At 34.5% G+C, this 18,338-nt stretch carries 20 protein-coding genes; 19 read left to right on the top strand and 1 reads right to left on the bottom strand.

The annotated features are described in order from the left end of the window. Positions 1-85 precede the first annotated feature (85 nt). Entirely contained in the window at positions 86-736 is a 651-nt protein-coding gene (locus SCA31_RS01685) for an outer membrane beta-barrel protein (protein ID WP_410695076.1), read from the top strand. A 75-nt stretch (positions 737-811) separates the two neighbouring features. After that, complete coding sequence (locus SCA31_RS01680; RefSeq protein ID WP_410695075.1) at positions 812-1,477, top strand: porin family protein; 666 nt, start codon at positions 812-814, stop codon at positions 1,475-1,477. A gap of 75 nt (positions 1,478-1,552) precedes the next feature. On the opposite strand, the gene ffh is transcribed toward SCA31_RS01680, so the two are convergent. After that, positions 1,553-2,914 carry a signal recognition particle protein gene (ffh, locus tag SCA31_RS01675; protein ID WP_076351689.1) on the bottom strand — a complete coding sequence of 454 codons (1,362 nt, stop codon included), beginning with the start codon at positions 2,912-2,914 and terminating at the stop codon, positions 1,553-1,555. A 610-nt stretch (positions 2,915-3,524) separates the two neighbouring features. Between ffh and atpB the strand changes: the two genes are divergently transcribed. From atpB to SCA31_RS01590, 17 genes are all read left to right on the top strand, one after another. Then, positions 3,525-4,652 carry a F0F1 ATP synthase subunit A gene (gene atpB / locus SCA31_RS01670; protein WP_410695074.1) on the top strand — a complete coding sequence of 376 codons (1,128 nt, stop codon included), beginning with the start codon at positions 3,525-3,527 and terminating at the stop codon, positions 4,650-4,652. A gap of 42 nt (positions 4,653-4,694) precedes the next feature. After that, positions 4,695-4,913 (top strand): ATP synthase F0 subunit C, encoded by a 219-nt coding sequence (locus tag SCA31_RS01665; RefSeq protein WP_007844726.1) that lies wholly within the window; start codon positions 4,695-4,697, stop codon positions 4,911-4,913. A 100-nt stretch (positions 4,914-5,013) separates the two neighbouring features. After that, on the top strand, positions 5,014-5,508 hold the full coding sequence (locus SCA31_RS01660; protein WP_076351695.1) for a F0F1 ATP synthase subunit B: 495 nt from the start codon (positions 5,014-5,016) through the stop codon (positions 5,506-5,508). Positions 5,509-5,510: 2 nt separating this feature from the next. Further along, positions 5,511-6,050, top strand: a complete 540-nt coding sequence (gene atpH / locus SCA31_RS01655; protein WP_410695073.1) for an ATP synthase F1 subunit delta — start codon at positions 5,511-5,513, stop codon at positions 6,048-6,050. Positions 6,051-6,066: 16 nt separating this feature from the next. Next, positions 6,067-7,644, top strand: coding sequence for a F0F1 ATP synthase subunit alpha (gene atpA / locus SCA31_RS01650; protein WP_410695071.1), 1,578 nt, complete (start codon positions 6,067-6,069; stop codon positions 7,642-7,644). Between the two features lie 77 nt (positions 7,645-7,721). Next, positions 7,722-8,585 (top strand): ATP synthase F1 subunit gamma, encoded by an 864-nt coding sequence (atpG, locus tag SCA31_RS01645; protein WP_410695070.1) that lies wholly within the window; start codon positions 7,722-7,724, stop codon positions 8,583-8,585. 263 nt (positions 8,586-8,848) lie between these two features. After that, positions 8,849-10,207: a hemolysin family protein gene (locus SCA31_RS01640; RefSeq protein ID WP_410695069.1), complete on the top strand. Its 1,359-nt coding sequence runs from the start codon at positions 8,849-8,851 to the stop codon at positions 10,205-10,207. Between the two features lie 11 nt (positions 10,208-10,218). After that, positions 10,219-10,524 carry an ATP-dependent Clp protease adaptor ClpS gene (locus SCA31_RS01635; protein ID WP_410695068.1) on the top strand — a complete coding sequence of 102 codons (306 nt, stop codon included), beginning with the start codon at positions 10,219-10,221 and terminating at the stop codon, positions 10,522-10,524. Between the two features lie 210 nt (positions 10,525-10,734). Next, positions 10,735-11,349 carry a uridine kinase gene (udk, locus tag SCA31_RS01630; RefSeq protein WP_076351707.1) on the top strand — a complete coding sequence of 205 codons (615 nt, stop codon included), beginning with the start codon at positions 10,735-10,737 and terminating at the stop codon, positions 11,347-11,349. Between the two features lie 4 nt (positions 11,350-11,353). Continuing rightward, positions 11,354-11,710, top strand: coding sequence for an FtsB family cell division protein (locus SCA31_RS01625; protein ID WP_106917545.1), 357 nt, complete (start codon positions 11,354-11,356; stop codon positions 11,708-11,710). An 89-nt stretch (positions 11,711-11,799) separates the two neighbouring features. Beyond that, the gene (locus SCA31_RS01620; protein WP_410695067.1) at positions 11,800-12,963 is read left to right on the top strand and encodes a methylmalonyl-CoA mutase family protein; all 1,164 of its coding nucleotides are present in this window, start codon (positions 11,800-11,802) and stop codon (positions 12,961-12,963) included. Then, positions 12,956-13,228, top strand: a complete 273-nt coding sequence (locus tag SCA31_RS01615; protein WP_410695066.1) for a hypothetical protein — start codon at positions 12,956-12,958, stop codon at positions 13,226-13,228. Before SCA31_RS01620 ends, SCA31_RS01615 begins: the two co-directional genes overlap by 8 nt. A gap of 137 nt (positions 13,229-13,365) precedes the next feature. Then, positions 13,366-13,812 carry a DinB family protein gene (locus tag SCA31_RS01610; RefSeq protein ID WP_410695065.1) on the top strand — a complete coding sequence of 149 codons (447 nt, stop codon included), beginning with the start codon at positions 13,366-13,368 and terminating at the stop codon, positions 13,810-13,812. A gap of 135 nt (positions 13,813-13,947) precedes the next feature. Continuing rightward, positions 13,948-15,096, top strand: a complete 1,149-nt coding sequence (locus tag SCA31_RS01605) for a class I SAM-dependent methyltransferase (RefSeq protein WP_410695064.1) — start codon at positions 13,948-13,950, stop codon at positions 15,094-15,096. A 55-nt stretch (positions 15,097-15,151) separates the two neighbouring features. Further along, positions 15,152-15,427 carry a hypothetical protein gene (locus tag SCA31_RS01600; RefSeq protein ID WP_410695063.1) on the top strand — a complete coding sequence of 92 codons (276 nt, stop codon included), beginning with the start codon at positions 15,152-15,154 and terminating at the stop codon, positions 15,425-15,427. A gap of 170 nt (positions 15,428-15,597) precedes the next feature. Beyond that, positions 15,598-16,977 carry a dipeptidase gene (locus SCA31_RS01595; RefSeq protein WP_410695062.1) on the top strand — a complete coding sequence of 460 codons (1,380 nt, stop codon included), beginning with the start codon at positions 15,598-15,600 and terminating at the stop codon, positions 16,975-16,977. 212 nt (positions 16,978-17,189) lie between these two features. After that, the gene (locus SCA31_RS01590) at positions 17,190-18,104 is read left to right on the top strand and encodes a T9SS type A sorting domain-containing protein (protein ID WP_410695060.1); all 915 of its coding nucleotides are present in this window, start codon (positions 17,190-17,192) and stop codon (positions 18,102-18,104) included. Positions 18,105-18,338: the final 234 nt, after the last annotated feature.

Here is an 18,338-nt window from a genome sequence, read left to right as displayed (position 1 = left end):
CAATGATATTAATCACATTAACAAATTTTAATATTAATGGAGACCACTGTAAATTTGCCTCAAGAAAGTATTAAAATTTTTTAAAATGAAAAAAATATTATTAGCGGGTGCTGTTGCACTTTTCGGTTTATCAAATGCTCAGATTGCTAAAGGTACTACATATGTTTCAGGACAATTAGGGTATTCTCAGAATGAAAATAACAATAACGATACTAAAGTTGAGAGCTTCAAAGTTCTTCCTACAGTAGGTTATTTCGTAAACACTAACTTAGCAGTAGGTTTAGGTGTAGGTTACAAAAACGATAACACAAAAACTGTTTCTACAATTGGTACAACTACAGTAGATGGAAAAGAAACTGTTTCTGGATTTGTTGTAGCTCCTTTCGTAAGAAAATACTGGACTTTAGCTGACAAATTATACATCTTCGGTCAATTAGAAGTTCCAATGGTATTTGGTCAAAATAAAGACGAAGGTACTTCTACAACTACAGTTGGAGGAACTACTGTTACTTCATCTACTTCTACTAAAAATAACTTCACTTCTATCGGAGTTAACGTTAAGCCAGGTTTAGATTATTTCTTAAACAAAAACTGGTCTATCGAAGCTACTTTTGGTGAGTTTGGTTACAACACAAACAAAGTAAATGTTGACGGAGCTAAGAGAGTAAACGATTATAAATTCGGATTGAATTTATCTTCTGTAACTTTCGGAGTTAAATATGTATTTGCTAAGTAATTAACAAAACATTATAAAATAGAGCCCTAAGATTTTCTTGGGGCTTTTTTTGATTAAAAAACTATATAATATCTCATGAAAAAAATCTTATTGGCATCTGCAATTTCTTTATTTGCAGGGTTAAATGCACAGACAAATTTTGGGGTAAAAGGAGGGTATGCCTTATCAACATTAAATTCTAATGAAAACGGTTTCGAGCTTGATGAAGCCGGAGGTAGCCTAAAATCAAAGTCCGGATTTTATATTGGAGCATTGGTTGAACATAAGATCAATAATAAATTTGCCTTTCAGGGAGAGGTTGAGTATGCTAATCTTGGAGGAAAGATGGAGGTTTCAGTACCTGGATTACCAGGGGTTAAAGTAACTGAAAAAATGAACTTTAACAGAGTTGTGATTCCTGTCTCTGCAAGATATTATGCAACACCTGAATTGGCTGTTTATGGAGGTCCTTATGTGAGCTTTAACGCAAGTAATACAGTTAAGATTGATGTAAGTGGTGCGATGGTGACTAATCAGGCTGCACTTGATGAAGGAGAAAGAAGAATAGAGAACTTTCTTGATGATTCTCTAAAGTCTACAGACTTTGGTTTATTCTTCGGTGCCGATTATAAAGTCTACAAAGGTCTGTTTGTAGATGCACGCTATAGCTTTGGGTTAACTAATATGATTAAAAATCCCGTTAACGACGAAAAACTAAAGATGAATTTCTTTCAGCTTGGAGTAGGGTATAAGTTTAAATAGCCTAGCTTAGATAAAAAACAAAAAACTCTCAGAAATTCTGAGAGTTTTTTTATGAAAATATAATTCGTTTTTAAATTATTTTCCAAACATTCCGCCCATTCCAGGCATGTTTGGCATTTTGCTCATCATCTGCATCATTTGCTTTCCTTGAGGTCCTTGCATCATCTTCATCATTTTACCCATTTGCTCGAATTGCTTCATCAGTTGATTTACATCTTCAATCTTTCTTCCTGCACCTTTTGCAATTCTATTCTTTCTCTGAGTATTGATAATGGATGGTCTTCTTCTTTCGTCAGGAGTCATAGAGTAGATGATTGCTTCAATGTGTTTAAAGGCATCATCACTGATCTCTACATCCTTAATTGCTTTTCCAACCCCAGGAATCATTCCCATAAGGTCTTTCATGTTACCCATTTTCTTGATTTGGTTGATCTGCTTAAGGAAATCATCAAAACCAAACTCGTTTTTAGCAATTTTTTTGTGAAGTTTCTTAGCTTCTTCTTCATCAAACTGCTCCTGTGCTCTTTCTACTAAGGAAACAACGTCCCCCATTCCCAGGATTCTGTCCGCCATCCTTTCCGGATAGAAAAGATCCAAGGCTTCCATTTTTTCTCCTGTAGATATAAATTTGATTGGTTTTTCAACAACAGAACGAATCGTTAATGCGGCACCTCCTCTTGTATCACCATCTAGTTTGGTAAGAACAACCCCGTCAAAGTTTAAGGCTTCATTGAACGCCTTAGCGGTATTTACAGCATCCTGACCCGTCATGGAATCCACTACAAAAAGTGTTTCCTGTGGTTTGATGAAGTAATGCACTGACTTGATCTCGTTCATCATCTGCTCATCAATTGCTAAACGACCGGCAGTATCCACAATTACTACATCATGATTGTTGGCCTTTGCAAAGTTGATGGCATTTTCAGCGATGGTAGAAGGGTTAGTAGCTCCATCTTCTGTATACACGGGAACGTTGATCTGTCCTCCTAATACCTTAAGCTGGTCAATTGCAGCAGGACGATAAACGTCACAAGCTACCAATAAGGGCTTTTTATTTCTTTTTGTTTGTAAATAATGAGCAAGTTTTCCGGAGAAAGTGGTCTTACCGGAACCTTGAAGACCTGCAATAAGGATCACAGATGGTTTTCCTGAAAGATTAATTCCTTCGTGAGAACCTCCCATGAGATCTACTAGTTCATCATGAACAATTTTCGTCATCAATTGTCCTGGAGTAAGCGATGTAAGAACGTTTTCTCCTAATGCTTTATCCTGAACTCTTTTAGTAAGATCCTTTGCTACTTTATAGTTAACGTCGGCATCCACCAATGCTCTACGGATTTCCTTTACGGTTTCCGCTACATTGATTTCAGTAATTTTTCCACGTCCGGAAATATTATGTAATGCCTTGTCTAATTTATCCTGTAAACTATTAAACATATTTATTGTAAATTATAGGTTTGCAAAAATAAGGAATTTTTAAGAAACCTGAGTATTATAGACTTAATATTATAAGGATTCGGGTAAGATTTAGAGAAAGATGGGGAGAAAGAAGATGGAAGCAGGGGTTTTTTATGGTTGATCATGATGTCTCAATCTATTATTTTAACCTTACTTCTGATTTTTTTCCTTATTTATATAATATAGAAGAACTTTAGTTTTGTTTTGTTTGAAAAATTATAATCTTATTTTTGCAGCATGAATTTTCTAGATTGTTTCATTGTTATATTATTGGCCGTATTTCTTAATATAATAATATATATGATATTTAAAAAATATTTTTTTGGTAAAGCTGATGCAGGAATGAAGTTTCTTGTGGTCAATATCGCTAAAGATATTGTTTGGGTGGCTGTTTCTTTATTAATTATAGAAAAGACCAAGTCTAATTTTCTCTTTATAGTGATCTGCTTTATAGTGGCGTCATTCCTCATTTATTTACCTATAATAAAACTCATTAATAAGTCTTGAATTTTTTGATGATAAAAATCAATTTTTAATATTGGTAAAGTTTAATAAAATCGATATATTTGCACACGATTAAAAAAGAGATATGAACAGAAAAATTTCTTCATTATTTTTCGCATTTTTATTTGTGTTTATTAGTAGTTTAGCTTCTGCGCAACACGAATCTGAAGGAGAAAAGTTAGCTGAAAAAGTAGAGAACAAAGAAGCAAAGGATAGCTTCAATGCGACCAAGATGATCATGGAGCACATTGGTGATTCGAATGAATGGCATTTATGGACTACAAAAGATGATAGTGGTGAAGAACATCACGTTTCTATCCCTTTGCCTATTATCATTAAAGATAATGAAGGATGGCATACTTTTCTTTCAAGCAGTATCGCTCACGGACACGAACACGATGGGTATACTTTAGAGCACGGACAAGTAGTTTCTACTAAAGGTGTTGAAAAAGCAACTTTATTTTCAATCATCAGTGGAAAACAAAAATCAAACGAAGTATTTTTTGACCTTTCAATAACAAAAAATGCAGCTTCAATGTTCTTGTCAGTAATTTTTATGGCAGTAGTGTTTATAGGAATGGCGAGAAATTACAAGAAGTCACAACTTCCAAAAGGGATTGGAAAATTAATGGAGCCTGTAATTGTGTTTATCAGAGATGAAGTGGCTATTCCAAACATCGGGTCAGTAAAGTATAAAAGATATATGCCTTATCTATTAACGGCTTTCTTCTTTATCTGGTTCAATAACCTTTTCGGATTGGTGCCGTTCTTCCCTGGAGGAGCTAACCTTACCGGTAATATTGCTATCACAGCTGTATTAGGTATCATTACATTATTAATTACATTATTCAGTGCGAATAAAGATTATTGGAAACACATCTTTATGCCACCAGTTCCAATCTTGTTGTATCCAATCATGGTTCCAATCGAGATTATCGGAATCTTTACAAAGCCTTTCGCTTTGATGATGCGACTTTTCGCTAACATTACAGCAGGACACATTATGATCTTGGCGATCATTTCATTGATCTTCATTTTCAAATCTCCATTCTTAGGGTTTGCATCAGTTCCATTAGCATTATTTGTTTCTGTATTGGAATTATTGGTTGCTGCATTGCAAGCTTATATCTTCACTGTATTATCCGCTTTATTTATCGGTATTGCAGTTGCAGAACACGACCATGAGCACGGTCACGAAGAACACGCTCACTAATTAAAATTAAAATAATTTTTTAACTAATATAATTTATTTATCATGGATTTATCAACAGGAGCAGGATTAATTTACGTAGGTATCGGTTTAGCAGTACTAGGTGTAGGTCTAGGTATCGGTAAAATCGGTGGTCACGCAATGGATGCTATCGCTAGACAACCAGAACAAGCTGGTAAGATTCAAGGAGCAATGCTTATTGCTGCTGGTCTTATTGAAGGTGCTGGTCTTATCGCGATCATCTTTGGTGCTTTCATCAAGTAATCTATCCTCAAAAAACATTCTTAGCAGTAAAGCGGTTGGCTGCTGCTAAGAATTTTAAAAAACAATCCATAAATAACACTTAAAAAAAGAATTTACAGATATGGGAATTATTGAACCTGGAATTGGACTTTTGTTTTGGATGACCCTTACTTTTGTTATCCTATTGTTTCTTCTAGCTAAATTCGCTTGGAAACCAATTGTTAGTGCTGTTAATGAAAGAGAAACTTCTATCGTTGATGCATTAAACCAAGCTAAATTGGCTAAAAAAGAAATGGAAGATCTTAAAGCTGACAACGAAAGAATCATTCGTGAAGCTAAAATTGAAAGAGATTCCATCCTTAAAGAAGCTAGAGAAATTAAAGACAGAATCGTAGGTGAAGCTAAAGATGCTGCTAAAGCTGAAGGAGATAAATTAATCGAAGCGGCTAAGCAAACTATCAATGCTGAGAAAAATGCTGCTATGGCAGACATCAAAAATCAAATCGGTGCTTTATCTGTAAACATTGCAGAATCTATCTTGAAACAAAAGCTAGATAACACTGAGGCTCAAAATGAATTAGTTCAAAATTATATCAACAAATCTAACCTTAACTAAGAATGCTTACATCTAAAGTAGCGAAAAGATACGCACAGGGTTTACTTGATTTCACTAATGAATCAGGTCAGACAGCTGCCGTATTTTCTGAAATGAAAGATGTAGTGAAGATCATGATTGAATCTAAGGATTTGAACAAATTCTTCCTTACGCCTTACATTGATGCAAAAAAGAAAATAGAGGTAGCAAACGAAATTTTCAAAGGTTTCTCAACATCTTCCCAGAATTTGATCACATTGGTTATTAAGCACGGACGTGAAAGCCAATTAAAAAATATCGCTCAGGAATTCATCAACAAAGTTGAAGATATCAACGGAGTACAAAGAGTAACGCTTACTACAGCAACACCTCTTTCCAAAGAGAATATTGATCAAATCCTAAGATCTACAAACTTGGTAAATGCTAATTCAAGTTTTGATTTGAAAGTAAATATCAACCAGGATATTTTAGGAGGATATATCCTAAGAGTAGGTGATCAGCAGGTAGATGCGTCTGTGAAGACAAAATTGAACCAAGTTAAAAAAGATTTTCAATTAAATTAAGAAAAACAACCATACAATGGCAGAAATAAATCCGGCAGAAGTATCTGCGATCTTAAAACAGCAATTGGCCAACTTCGATACTCAATCAAACGTTGAGGAAGTAGGTACAGTTTTAACCATCGGTGATGGTATTGCTCGTGTATACGGGTTAGAAAACGTACAATACGGAGAGTTGGTGAAATTTTCTAGTGATGTAGAAGGTATTGTACTTAACCTTGAAGAAGACAACGTAGGTGTTGCTTTACTTGGTGAAAGTAAATTAGTAAAAGAAGGAGATACCGTAAGAAGAACAAACAGAATCTCTTCTATCAAAGTAGGAGAAGGAATGTTAGGAAGAGTAGTGGATACTCTTGGTAACCCTATCGATGGTAAAGGTCCTATTTCAGGGGATTTATATGAAATGCCATTGGAAAGAAAAGCTCCTGGAGTTATCTACAGACAACCGGTAACTGAACCTTTACAGTCAGGTATCGTTGCGATTGATGCGATGATTCCTGTAGGAAGAGGGCAGAGAGAGCTTATCATTGGTGACAGACAGACAGGTAAAACTACTGTTGCGATTGATACGATCATCAACCAAAGAGAATTTTTTGATGCAGGTAAACCTGTATATTGTATATATGTTGCGATCGGTCAGAAAGCTTCTACAGTAGCACAAATCGTTAAAACTCTTTCTGATAAAGGAGCTTTAGCATATACTGTAATTGTTGCGGCTAACGCATCAGATCCAGTTCCTATGCAGGTATATTCTGCAATGGCAGGTGCTTCTATCGGGGAGTTCTTCAGAGACACTGGTAGACCAGCTTTGATTGTTTATGATGATTTATCTAAACAAGCAGTTGCTTACCGTGAGCTTTCTCTACTATTAAGAAGACCACCGGGCCGTGAAGCTTACCCTGGAGACGTTTTCTATCTTCACTCAAGATTATTGGAAAGAGCTGCGAAAGTTATCGCTGATGACAATATTGCTCGCCAGATGAATGACTTACCAGAGTCTCTTAAGCCAATCGTAAAAGGTGGTGGTTCATTAACTGCACTTCCAATTATCGAAACTCAGGCGGGTGACGTTTCTGCATATATCCCTACAAACGTAATCTCTATTACAGACGGACAGATCTTCTTGGAGTCTGATCTATTCAACTCAGGGGTTCGTCCAGCGATTAACGTTGGTATCTCTGTATCGAGAGTAGGAGGTAATGCTCAGATCAAATCAATGAAAAAAGTATCTGGTACATTAAAGCTAGACCAGGCTCAATATAAAGAACTTGAAGCATTTGCTAAATTCGGTTCTGACCTTGATGCTTCTACTTTAGCGGTTATCTCTAAAGGAGAAAGAAACGTAGAGATCCTTAAGCAGCCGGTAAATGCTCCGCTTCCTGTAGACAGTCAGGTAGCAATCGTATATGCTGGAACAGAAAACTTAATGAGAAACGTTCCTATCAGAAAGATTAAAGAATTCCAACACGAATATATCGAATTCCTAAGATCTAAGCACCCAGAAACAATGGCTGCAATTAAGGCTGGGAAAATCGATAACGATATTACAAGCGTTCTTAAGCAGGCAGCTAATGATTTAGCTTCTAAATACAACTAAAAAAATTCAATGTTTAAGGTTTAAAATATAACGTTTTAAGCCTTAAACTTTAGACCTTAAACTTTGAACCCAAATTAATGGCAAACTTAAAAGAAATACGAGGCAGAATTACGTCAATTTCATCTACGATGCAAATCACCCGTGCTATGAAGATGGTTTCCGCTGCGAAACTTAAAAAAGCACAGGATGCAATTGTAATGTTAAGACCTTATTCTGAAAAATTACAGGAACTTATCCAGAATGTGAATTCTAGCTCTGATCCTGACCAGGTTTCTGTATATGCTCAGAAAAGAGAGGTTAAAAGAATACTTTTCATCGCTGTTACTTCAAACAGAGGTCTTGCGGGAGCTTTTAACTCTTCTATCGTTAAAGAACTTAACCATCAGTTTCAGAACAATTCTCAGTATGAGATTGAAGTTCTTCCTGTAGGTAAAAAAGTATATGATGCTGTAAGAAGAAACCGTGCAGTATATGCTAACGGAAGTTCTGTTTATGATAACTTGAACTTTGATGTGGTTGCTAATGTTACAGAAGGGGTAATGACCAGCTTCAAGGAAGGTAAATTTGACGAAGTTTATGTTATTTATAACAAATTCGTAAATGCTGCCACTCAGGAAGTAACTACAGAACAGCTTCTTCCAATCTCAATGCCTGAAAATACAGAGCCACAAGTTGAAACAGATTATATCTTTGAACCTAACAGAGCTGAGATCTTGGATAATTTGATTCCAAAATCTATCAAAACTCAGGTCTTCAAAGCAATCTTAGACTCAGTAGCATCTGAACATGGAGCGAGAATGACGGCAATGCACAAAGCTACAGACAATGCAGAAGCGCTTAGAAATGATCTTAAGATCTTCTACAACAAAGCAAGACAAGCGGCAATTACCAATGAAATTTTGGAAATTGTTTCTGGAGCAGAAGCTTTGAAAAATTCGTAAGAATTATTTTAACATACTATCAAAAGCATCGATACTATCGATGCTTTTTTTGTATAATAAAAGGTAAAAACCTTTATTTAGTGCTCAAAAACCTATCCTTGATACAAGGAATGAATACAGTGTCCAATTATTTTTTTTAATATAAAATAAGCACGTTCTAAAGTGTCGTTTTTCATCCCAAAAATTACAGACTAAAATAACTTATCCCAGGTTATTTATATTTTGCATATCTTTGTACCTAATAAAATTTATACAACTTCTAAATGGACTCGGACATAGTCAGGCTTTTGCTGGCCTTATTTCTTGTATTACTAAATGGCTTTTTCGTAGCCGCAGAATTTTCAATTGTTAAAGTTCGTTACTCACAAATTCAATTAAAAGCCGCAGAAGGGGATTCTATGGCAAAGCAGGCAGAACATATCATCAAGCATTTGGATGAATATCTTTCTGCTACACAACTAGGAATTACGTTGGCATCCCTTGCCCTGGGTTGGGTAGGAGAAAGTGCCCTGCATCATATTGTTGAAAATATCTTCCACTCTTTAAATATAGATTTAACCCAAACTACAATTACCACGATTTCAGTGGTGACTAGTTTTGTATTAATTACCATTATGCACATCGTGTTTGGTGAGCTTATTCCAAAGTCAATTGCGATAAGAAAGGCAGAGGCAACTACAATGGCAACAGCAGTTCCATTGAGGGTTTTTTATACCGTTTTTAAACCATTTATTTGGTTGATGAATTTAATGTCCAATACATTTTTGAGATTGGTGAAGATTCACCCGGCATCAGAGCAGGAAATTCACTCTACAGAAGAGCTTCAGCTTTTGGTAAAACAAAGTGCAGACAGTGGTGAGATTGAAGAAGAGAACTATGAGATCATTAAGAATGCATTTGATTTTACAGATCATTCTGCCAAGCAAATCATGGTTCCGAGACAGAATATTACATCAATCGATTTCGAAGAAGACGTTAACGATATCATCAATACGATAATGGATAGCGGGTATTCTCGTATTCCCGTATATCTTGATTCCATAGATAATGTGATCGGTATTTTCTATACCAAGGAAATTATCAGGGAATTTGTGAAAAGAAAAGGAGATCTGGATCACGAAGATCTTAAAGATTTAATGCGTGATGCCTTTTTTGTGGTGGAAAGTAAAAAAGTTTCAGATTTGTTGAAGACTTTCCAACAGAAAAAACAGCACTTAGCAATCGTTATTGATGAATTTGGTGGAACTGAGGGAATTATTACTCTGGAAGATATTCTTGAAGAACTTGTAGGGGAAATTCAGGATGAAGAAGATGATGAAGAAAAAATAGTAGATAAAATAGCTGATAATACCTATTGGGTACAAGCTACACAACCTTTGGATGAAATCAATGAGCACTTGCCTAAAAAGTTATCGCTCTCCGAAGAAAGTGAATACAACTCATTGGCGGGCTTTATTCTGCACGCATTGGAAGAGATTCCTGAAGAAAATCAGGAGTTTGATCTTGAGAACTATCATTTCAAGATATTGAAAATGAACAATAAAAGTGTTGAACTTGTGGAATTGGTCTATCAGGAACCCAATGCCATTGATAATTTAGCAGATAAAATTGGCGAAGTTTAAAACAACTTAGAATGAATTTTTATAATAGCATAAAAGACTACGAAAACCCGAAACGTCAATATGAAGAAGAAGTCCTTGTATTGGATGATACGGATGATATCTATAAATTAGTGTTGCATAATGATGATATCCACACATTTGATTATGTGATTGATTCTTTAATAGAGATATGCAAGCATACCATGGAACAGGCAGAACAATGTACGATGCTTGTTCATTATAAAGGTAAATGCACCGTAAAAACAGGCTCATTAGATGTTTTGAAGCCTATGCACGAAAAATTAATTTCACGCGAATTAACAAGCGAAATAGTATAAAATAAAATCCGACAAATTTATTGTCGGATTTTTTTATTGAATTCGCAGATGAAACATTGATGGCAGCGCTAGATAATAACAGATAATAGCCTCTCCGAAAAATCGTTCAACCTTTTAATTATTTAATCTTTTAATTTCTCAATAGTCTTACATTGCCATATTTTATCTAAAATAGTATATTTGTACCAACTATAAAGAAACAAAAAAATAATGCTTGTAATAGGAATTGCCGGAGGTACAGGATCTGGCAAAACTACAGTTGTTGATAAAATACTTCAGCAGCTTGATATTGAAGGAATGAATATCCTTTCTCAGGATAATTATTATCACGACAATCAGAATCTAACGTTGACGGAAAGAGAAGCCCTAAACTATGATCATCCGAAGTCCATCGATTTTGAATTACTGATAAAACACGTTAAAGCTTTAAAAAATAATGAGTCGATTGAACAGCCCATTTACAGCTTTGTAACGCATTCCAGAACAGGAGATCATGTGACTGTAGAACCTAAAAACGTATTGGTAGTAGAGGGAATTCTGGTTCTTACCAATAAAGAATTACTCAAAGAATTTGATCTGAAGGTATTTGTTCATGCAGATTCTGACGAAAGACTGATCAGGCGTATCAGAAGAGATACCCAGGAAAGAGGAAGAGATCTGAGTGAAGTATTACACCGTTATCAGACCACCTTAAAACCAATGCATCAGGAATTCATCGAGCCATCTAAAAATGATGCCGATCTTATTATCCCTAATATGAAACAGAATTCCGTAGCGATTGATTTTTTAACCACTGTTATTAAAAACTCGTTGAGAAAACATTAAAAAAATGGAAGAAAACAAACTTATCAAAGACATTCAGCCAAAGTCTGAAACGTTTAAACTTATCCAGACCTACATTCTGAATAAGTATACCATTACGATCTGTCTGTTTTTGGTATGGATGATTTTCTTTGACAAAACCTCATTTCTTGTAATTAATGAACTGAATGGTGAGATTCATAAGTATGAAGAGCAATTGGAGTATTATAAAAAAGAATACGAAAAAAATGATGCTTTTTATAAAAAACTGATGAACAACAAATCAGAAAAGGAAAAATATGCAAGAGAAAATTATTTTATGAAAAAACCGAATGAAGAGATCTTTATTTTGGTAGTAGACAGTACAAAAGTCGCGAAAAAATAATACAATTGAATAGAATATGTCAATAGTGAATTTCGCTTTACTTACAAAGAAAAATTCACTATTGACAATTCATAAATTAAATAAAACTAATGTCAAATACAGCTACACTTCCAACCTGGGAAAATTTAGTAAAAAAGCAACTTAAAACAGAGGATATTTACCCTATTTTAGAAAAGAAAAATCTGGAAGGAATAGAGGTGAGGCCTTTTTATACAGATGTTCAGAAACCTTTGACAAATCTGCCTAGAGTTGAAGAAAGTACTCATTTGGTGGCTAAATACCATGAAAGCCTGGAAGATGAAGTATTTGCATTTATGCTGGATCAAAACGTAGAAAATCTTGATGAGAAGACCATTTTTGTCAATAATAAAGATCTTGCAGGACATATTAGTCCTAAAGAAGAAGATCAGTATTTCTCCCTTATTGATGTTTTTAATGAAAAAGAGGGAAGTATTGATGATCAATTATCGAAAGAATTACTCGCAAAAGGTTTTAAAAGAAGTATTTGTGTAGATATTTCCTTACATCAGAATGCAGGAGCTGCAATATACCAACAACTTGGTATTGCATTGGCAAAAACTAAAGAGCTTGTAGAAGCATATGGACCCGAAATTTTGAATAAACTTATCTTCAAAATCGCTGTAGGAGGTAATTACTTCTTCGAAATGGCAAAGTTGAGGGCATTTAAAATGGTTTTTAACCAGCTTTCCAAGGAGTATGACTTAGATGAAGTTCCTTATATCTTCGCTGAAACTTCCTTTAGAAATAAGGCTGTTTCTGACAATGAAAATAACCTGATTCGTTCTACTTTAGAGCTTGCCGCAGCCATGATTGGCGGGGCAGATGCAGTGTACACCAATAATTATCTGGTAAGCAGAAGTACCGATAATTCTGAAGAGATTTCTTTCAAACAACAGATTGTTTTAGCGTACGAAAGTATCATCAATGTATTCGAAGATGCCTCCAACGGAAGTTATTATGTTGAAGATGTCACTCAGCAAATAGCAGATAAATCTTGGGCTTTATTGGTGGAAATGGAAGAAGCAGGCGGGTATCTTGAACTCTTAAAACAAGGAATTGTCCAGAAAAATATTTATGAACACGCCGTTCAGGAACAACAATGGATTGAAGAGGGTAAGATAAAGCTGATTGGAGTTAATTTATACCCAAAATTAGACGTTAAAAAGTCAATTGAAGAACTTTATAACGAAAAAGAAATAAGAGCGGTTCGTTGGGCCGAAATGTTTGAATAAAACAGAGAAAGATTTATATGGAAAATGGATTGGAACAGATACTGGTAGCTATGGTTCATTTACATTTTTTCCCGATGGGTATGTAAAAGTAGAACTTGATGGATTGAATATTGATGGTAGAAATCATATAATTCCTGACGGACCCAATAAAGGCAAAGCTGCACATGTAAAATATACCACTGATTTTTCAAAAAAAGTTGTTACATTTAGCTTAATTGCAACATACTATGATTTCAACAATAAATTTGAAGAAAGTAAATTTTAAGCGGACTTATTAAATTTGTTAACAAGGATGAATTTCTATTGTTCTTTGATTTTGAAAATAAAAAACCGAAAGATATTGATCCCACGTCTCTAAATGTATTGACATTGCATAAAGATAAAAGCTAATAGTTTTTAGTAATGAAGGAAAAACTGATAGATTTATTTGAATATACCAATCATTTCAACATTGAAATGATTAAAGTGGTCTCTGAAAATAGAGAAATTATAGATGATAAAACGATCAGTCTAATTAACCATACCCTTAATGCACAACAGATCTGGAATGCCCGGATATTGAGGGAGATCACCTTTGAAGTCTGGCAAATTAATCCCTTTGAATCTCTGGTAGAAATCAATCACGAGAATTTTCTTAAAAGCATTGATATTATCACCAATTTTGATCTCGAAAAGAGAATAGAATATCAGAATTCGAGAGGAACGAAATTTGAGAATAGTATTTTTGAAATGCTTTTTCATGCAGTGAATCACTCTACCTATCACAGAGGGCAAATCAATTCTTTGCTCAAACAGAATGGGATAACCCCTGTATTGACTGACTATATTTTTTATAAGAGAAACCTTTAATATAATGATGCTTCGATACCATTTAGTATGACATTGTTACAAATTAATTGTAAGAATAAAACAATTAGTATTAGAAACGTCATGCTAAGCGGAGTCAAGGTATTCATATTATTATTTACAATCTGGAATAAATCTGTGGAAAATAAAATATTAAACAAAGAAATTCAGAGCTATATCAATGCAAATCTAAAGACAGATCTGCATTCATTATTATTAAAAAAATCGCCATTTCCTGAGGTTTCTATACAGGAGATTGTACAGCAGATCAAAGGAAGACAGGTTGCAGAGAAAAAGTTCCCCTTTTTATTGAAAGATGGAATTATTTTTCCCCCACAACTTAGTTTAGAGCAGTCATCATCTGAAAAGACCGCCCTTTATAAGTCTGATATTTTAAAAGGAAAAAAATTCATTGATCTCACAAGTGGTTTCGGAATAGATGCCTATTACCTGTCTCAAAATTTTGATGATATTACCTTAATAGAGCAAAATACAGAGCTTTTAGAAATTGTAGAGCACAATTGGAATACACTAGGAAAGCAGGCAAGATTTATTAATCAGAAATTAGAGGATTTTTTAAATGAAAATCAGGAAAATTTTAATACCATTTATTTAGATCCGGCACGCAGAGATCAAAATAAAAATAAAGTCTTTCTTCTGGAGGATCTTTCTCCAAATATCCTTGAGATCCAGGAAAAGTTACTATCAATATCGGATCAGGTTATCATTAAGCTTTCTCCATTAATTGATCTTAAATATCTTGTCTCAGCTTTGCCCAGTATTTTCAGGATTGATAGTATTGCCCTGAAAAATGATGTAAAAGAAGTGGTGATCTTTTTATCCAAAGAAAATAAGAAAGATATTATTTGCAATTGTGTGAACCTTGAGAGCGGTGAATCTACCTTTAGCTTTACTTTTGGGGAAGAGGAAAATACCAAATCAGAGTATTCCGAACCTGAAAAGTTCATTTATATCCCAAATAATTCCATTTTAAAGGCTGGAATCTTTAATTTAATATCAGAAAAATTTGGATTGAAAAAACTTCACCCTAATACTCATCTTTATACATCTGTTGAAAAAAAAGAAGAATTTCCCGGGCGTATTTTTGAAATGGAAGTTGTTGATTCTAAAAATGTTAAAAAGAAAAGTCAGTTTAATATTATCTCAAAAAATTACCCTCTAAAGCCTGAAGAAATCAAGAAGAAATATGGATTAAAAGATGGCGGAAATGACTACCTTATTTTTACACAATCCAAAAAAGGGAAAATAATTTTAAAATCAGTATAAAAATGTTGCCGAAAAAAGCAGGATTTCTTAATTTTGGGCAATCTAAAATTTAAGCATGAGAAAATTAATTATATGTTTAGCGATTGCAACGGTAGCTGTAAGCTGTAAAAAAATACCTGCTGGAGGAAATAAGAACACTCTGAAACTAGAAGAAGGAGTAGAAAGATATTCTGATGATGTACAGGGAGGAGGAGAAGCTCACGGACATGAAGCTGCTGCTGAACACAAAGAAGAGGCGGTAAAGCCTGAAGCTGCGGCTCCTAAAAAAGATAGTACTGCTGCTGCAAAGCCTGCTGAAACTACAGAAAAAGCTCCAGAAGCTAAACACTAATTATAAGTATACAATATACAATTGCCCTGTTTCTTTACAGGGCATTTTTATTTAAGAAAATTGGTTCATGGGTTAATTACAGTAGAATATTCTAATTGTTTAGAAAATCCTCTGTTTTTACTTGGTCCTGCGGGGCTTTTTTTTTAATTTTAACCAAACAAATTTTTACAATGCAAGAGACATTAAATTACATTAACGAAAACAAGCAGCGTTTCGTGGATGAATTATTTGAGTTATTGAGAATTCCTTCTATTTCTGCAGATCCGGCTTATAAAAATGACGTATTGAAGTGTGCAGATGTATGTGCAGAACACCTTAGAAATGCAGGAGCTGATCATGTTGAAATATGCGAAACAAAAGGGTGTCCTATTGTTTTTGGAGAAAAAATTATAGATACAAACCTGCCAACGGTATTGGTATACGGGCATTATGATGTGCAGCCAGCAGATCCATTGGAACTATGGAGAAAACCTCCTTTTGAACCCTATATTGAAAAAACTGAACTTCATCCGGAGGGGGCTATCTTTGCAAGAGGTTCAGCAGATGATAAAGGACAGTTCTTTATGCATGTGAAGGCTTTTGAAGCGATGATGAAAACCAATACACTTCCTTGTAACGTTAAGTTTATCTTAGAAGGAGAAGAAGAAGTAGGTTCTGTAAGCTTAGGAGACTTTGTGAATGAAAATAAGGAGAAATTATCTTGTGATTGTATCCTGATCTCAGATACTCACATCTACAGCAACGAGCAACCTACTGTTACTACAGGTTTAAGAGGGTTAAGCTATGTAGAAGTAGAGGTGGAAGGGCCAAACAGAGACCTTCACTCAGGGCTTTATGGTGGAGCAGTTCCAAACCCGATTCATGTACTTTCCAGAATGATTGCAAACCTGATTGATGAAAACGGACATATTACCATTGATGGCTTCTATGACAATGTAGAAGTAGTATCCGATTCTGACAGAACTGAAATGAATAAACTAAAGGATAATCCTGAAGAATTCAAAAAGTCAATAGGATTAAGCGGAGTAGAAGGTGAAAAAGGGTATACGACGTTAGAAAGAGCTTCTATTCGTCCTACTTTAGACTGTAATGGTATTTGGGGAGGATATACAGGAGAAGGTGCCAAGACGGTTATTCCATCAAAGGCTTTTGCGAAAATTTCAATGCGTCTGGTTCCTTATCAGACTCCGGAAGAAATTACAGAGAAGTTCACAAAGTATTTTGAGAAAATTGCACCAGATACAGTAAAAGTAAAAGTAACTCCTCATCATGGAGGTATGCCTTATGTTCTACAAAGCGATACCAAAGAGTTCTTGGCAGCTAAGGAAGCTATGGAAACTGCATTTGGTAAAGAAGTATTGCCTTACAGAAGTGGAGGAAGTATTCCTATTACTTCTATGTTTGAAAAGGTCTTGGGAGCTAAGTCTGTATTGATGGGCTTCGGGCTGGATTCTGATGCGATCCATTCTCCAAACGAACATTATGGATTATTTAATTTCTATAAAGGAATTGAGAGTATTCCGTTGTTCTTTGAAAATTATTCAAAGTAATTAAATATACTTACCATATAAATAAGGTGTTTCTACAAAGAAATGCCTTATTTTTTTTGTCTTATTTTGAGTGTGATTATATAGTTTAGATCGTATTTTTAAGGGTGCTTTGAAATTAAATTCATTGAGATTAAAAGCTTTAGTTATTATTTGATTAAAGATATTTCACTTTGTGTGGAAAGTCCCTATTTTTATTCCAAACTTGAAACCATATGAAAACTTACTACTCAATCGCACTTACCCTCTTTACAGTGCTTTCCTTTGCGCAAACTATTTCCTTTGAAAACAATGAAGGATTTATAAATGGAAATATTCACGGACAAGGAGCATGGATTAGTACTCCAACAGGAGGTGTCCCTGAAAATGTAACCCATCAGACCATCAGTGTGGATTATGCTACGGATGGAAACAGCTCCCTGAAAATCGTTAGAGAATCTACTTTCGGAATTCAATCAGAACCTATTATTGGTGGTTTCTATAATCTGTCAATACCATTGGATTTTGCCAACTTTTCAGTTTCTTTTGATATCAATATGTCTCAGATGAATGGGGCAGTCTTCGGATTTCAAGCAGTAAATAGCCTTGAAGAAAAATATGTTGTAAGAGTAGATTTTGATAAAACAGGAAAGATGAAGGTGTTAAATTCCGTTTCAGCTATTCCGGGACTGATAGCCACTTCCGGAATTTGGAATCCTAATACCTGGTATAGAATCAAGGTAGTAGGAACAGCTGCTGATATTAGATATTACCTTAATGATATCTTGATTTATACAGGAACGGTGGCTTCCACTTTTAATATTGATCAATTACGATTTGTTCATAATAATGGATTGGGAATAGGATATATTGATAATATTAAGATAAATAGTGAAACGGTGATGTCTTTGAAAGAAACGGTTGTAAATAAAAAGAAAGTAATACTGTATCCTAATCCTGTGGTCGACTTTATTCACATTAATTCGTCAAATAAAATCAAAAATGTTAGAGTTTACGATCTGGTTGGGAAAAAGATTGATGTTACATTAAACGATGGAAAAGTAGATGTAAGAAATTTAGTTGCTGGAGAGTATTTATTAAATATAGAAACAGAAAGAGGGGACTTTACCGAAAAAATTATAAAAAAATAATTGTCATAACTTTTAATAATAATGAAACGCTCCATATGGAGCGTTTTTGCGTTCTATTTTTAGTAGGTTGATAATGAGTGTGTAAGTGTTGAATTCCGAAGTGGAGTGTCTTATTGGCTATAGGGGAGTGAATTTAAAAAAGATGATTTATTATTTTGTATTTATATTATTAATGTAAATTAAAATATTAATTAATTTTATATTTTTAATTTCTACTCATCATATATTGTTCGT

It is taken from the genome of Chryseobacterium sp. SIMBA_028, from assembly GCF_046535285.1.
Taxonomy (GTDB): domain Bacteria; phylum Bacteroidota; class Bacteroidia; order Flavobacteriales; family Weeksellaceae; genus Chryseobacterium.
The sequence above is the reverse complement of the archived record's forward strand: the minus strand, read 5'-3'. Positions and strand labels throughout refer to the sequence as shown.

Coding starts and splice junctions, on each gene's coding strand:
- SCA31_RS01685 (WP_410695076.1), top strand. CDS start 86: ATGAAAAAAATATTATTAGCGGGTGCTGTTGCACTTTTCGGTTTATCA.
- SCA31_RS01680 (WP_410695075.1), top strand. CDS start 812: ATGAAAAAAATCTTATTGGCATCTGCAATTTCTTTATTTGCAGGGTTA.
- ffh (WP_076351689.1), bottom strand. CDS start 2,914: ATGTTTAATAGTTTACAGGATAAATTAGACAAGGCATTACATAATATT.
- atpB (WP_410695074.1), top strand. CDS start 3,525: ATGAACAGAAAAATTTCTTCATTATTTTTCGCATTTTTATTTGTGTTT.
- SCA31_RS01665 (WP_007844726.1), top strand. CDS start 4,695: ATGGATTTATCAACAGGAGCAGGATTAATTTACGTAGGTATCGGTTTA.
- SCA31_RS01660 (WP_076351695.1), top strand. CDS start 5,014: ATGGGAATTATTGAACCTGGAATTGGACTTTTGTTTTGGATGACCCTT.
- atpH (WP_410695073.1), top strand. CDS start 5,511: ATGCTTACATCTAAAGTAGCGAAAAGATACGCACAGGGTTTACTTGAT.
- atpA (WP_410695071.1), top strand. CDS start 6,067: ATGGCAGAAATAAATCCGGCAGAAGTATCTGCGATCTTAAAACAGCAA.
- atpG (WP_410695070.1), top strand. CDS start 7,722: ATGGCAAACTTAAAAGAAATACGAGGCAGAATTACGTCAATTTCATCT.
- SCA31_RS01640 (WP_410695069.1), top strand. CDS start 8,849: ATGGACTCGGACATAGTCAGGCTTTTGCTGGCCTTATTTCTTGTATTA.
- SCA31_RS01635 (WP_410695068.1), top strand. CDS start 10,219: ATGAATTTTTATAATAGCATAAAAGACTACGAAAACCCGAAACGTCAA.
- udk (WP_076351707.1), top strand. CDS start 10,735: ATGCTTGTAATAGGAATTGCCGGAGGTACAGGATCTGGCAAAACTACA.
- SCA31_RS01625 (WP_106917545.1), top strand. CDS start 11,354: ATGGAAGAAAACAAACTTATCAAAGACATTCAGCCAAAGTCTGAAACG.
- SCA31_RS01620 (WP_410695067.1), top strand. CDS start 11,800: ATGTCAAATACAGCTACACTTCCAACCTGGGAAAATTTAGTAAAAAAG.
- SCA31_RS01610 (WP_410695065.1), top strand. CDS start 13,366: ATGAAGGAAAAACTGATAGATTTATTTGAATATACCAATCATTTCAAC.
- SCA31_RS01600 (WP_410695063.1), top strand. CDS start 15,152: ATGAGAAAATTAATTATATGTTTAGCGATTGCAACGGTAGCTGTAAGC.
- SCA31_RS01595 (WP_410695062.1), top strand. CDS start 15,598: ATGCAAGAGACATTAAATTACATTAACGAAAACAAGCAGCGTTTCGTG.
- SCA31_RS01590 (WP_410695060.1), top strand. CDS start 17,190: ATGAAAACTTACTACTCAATCGCACTTACCCTCTTTACAGTGCTTTCC.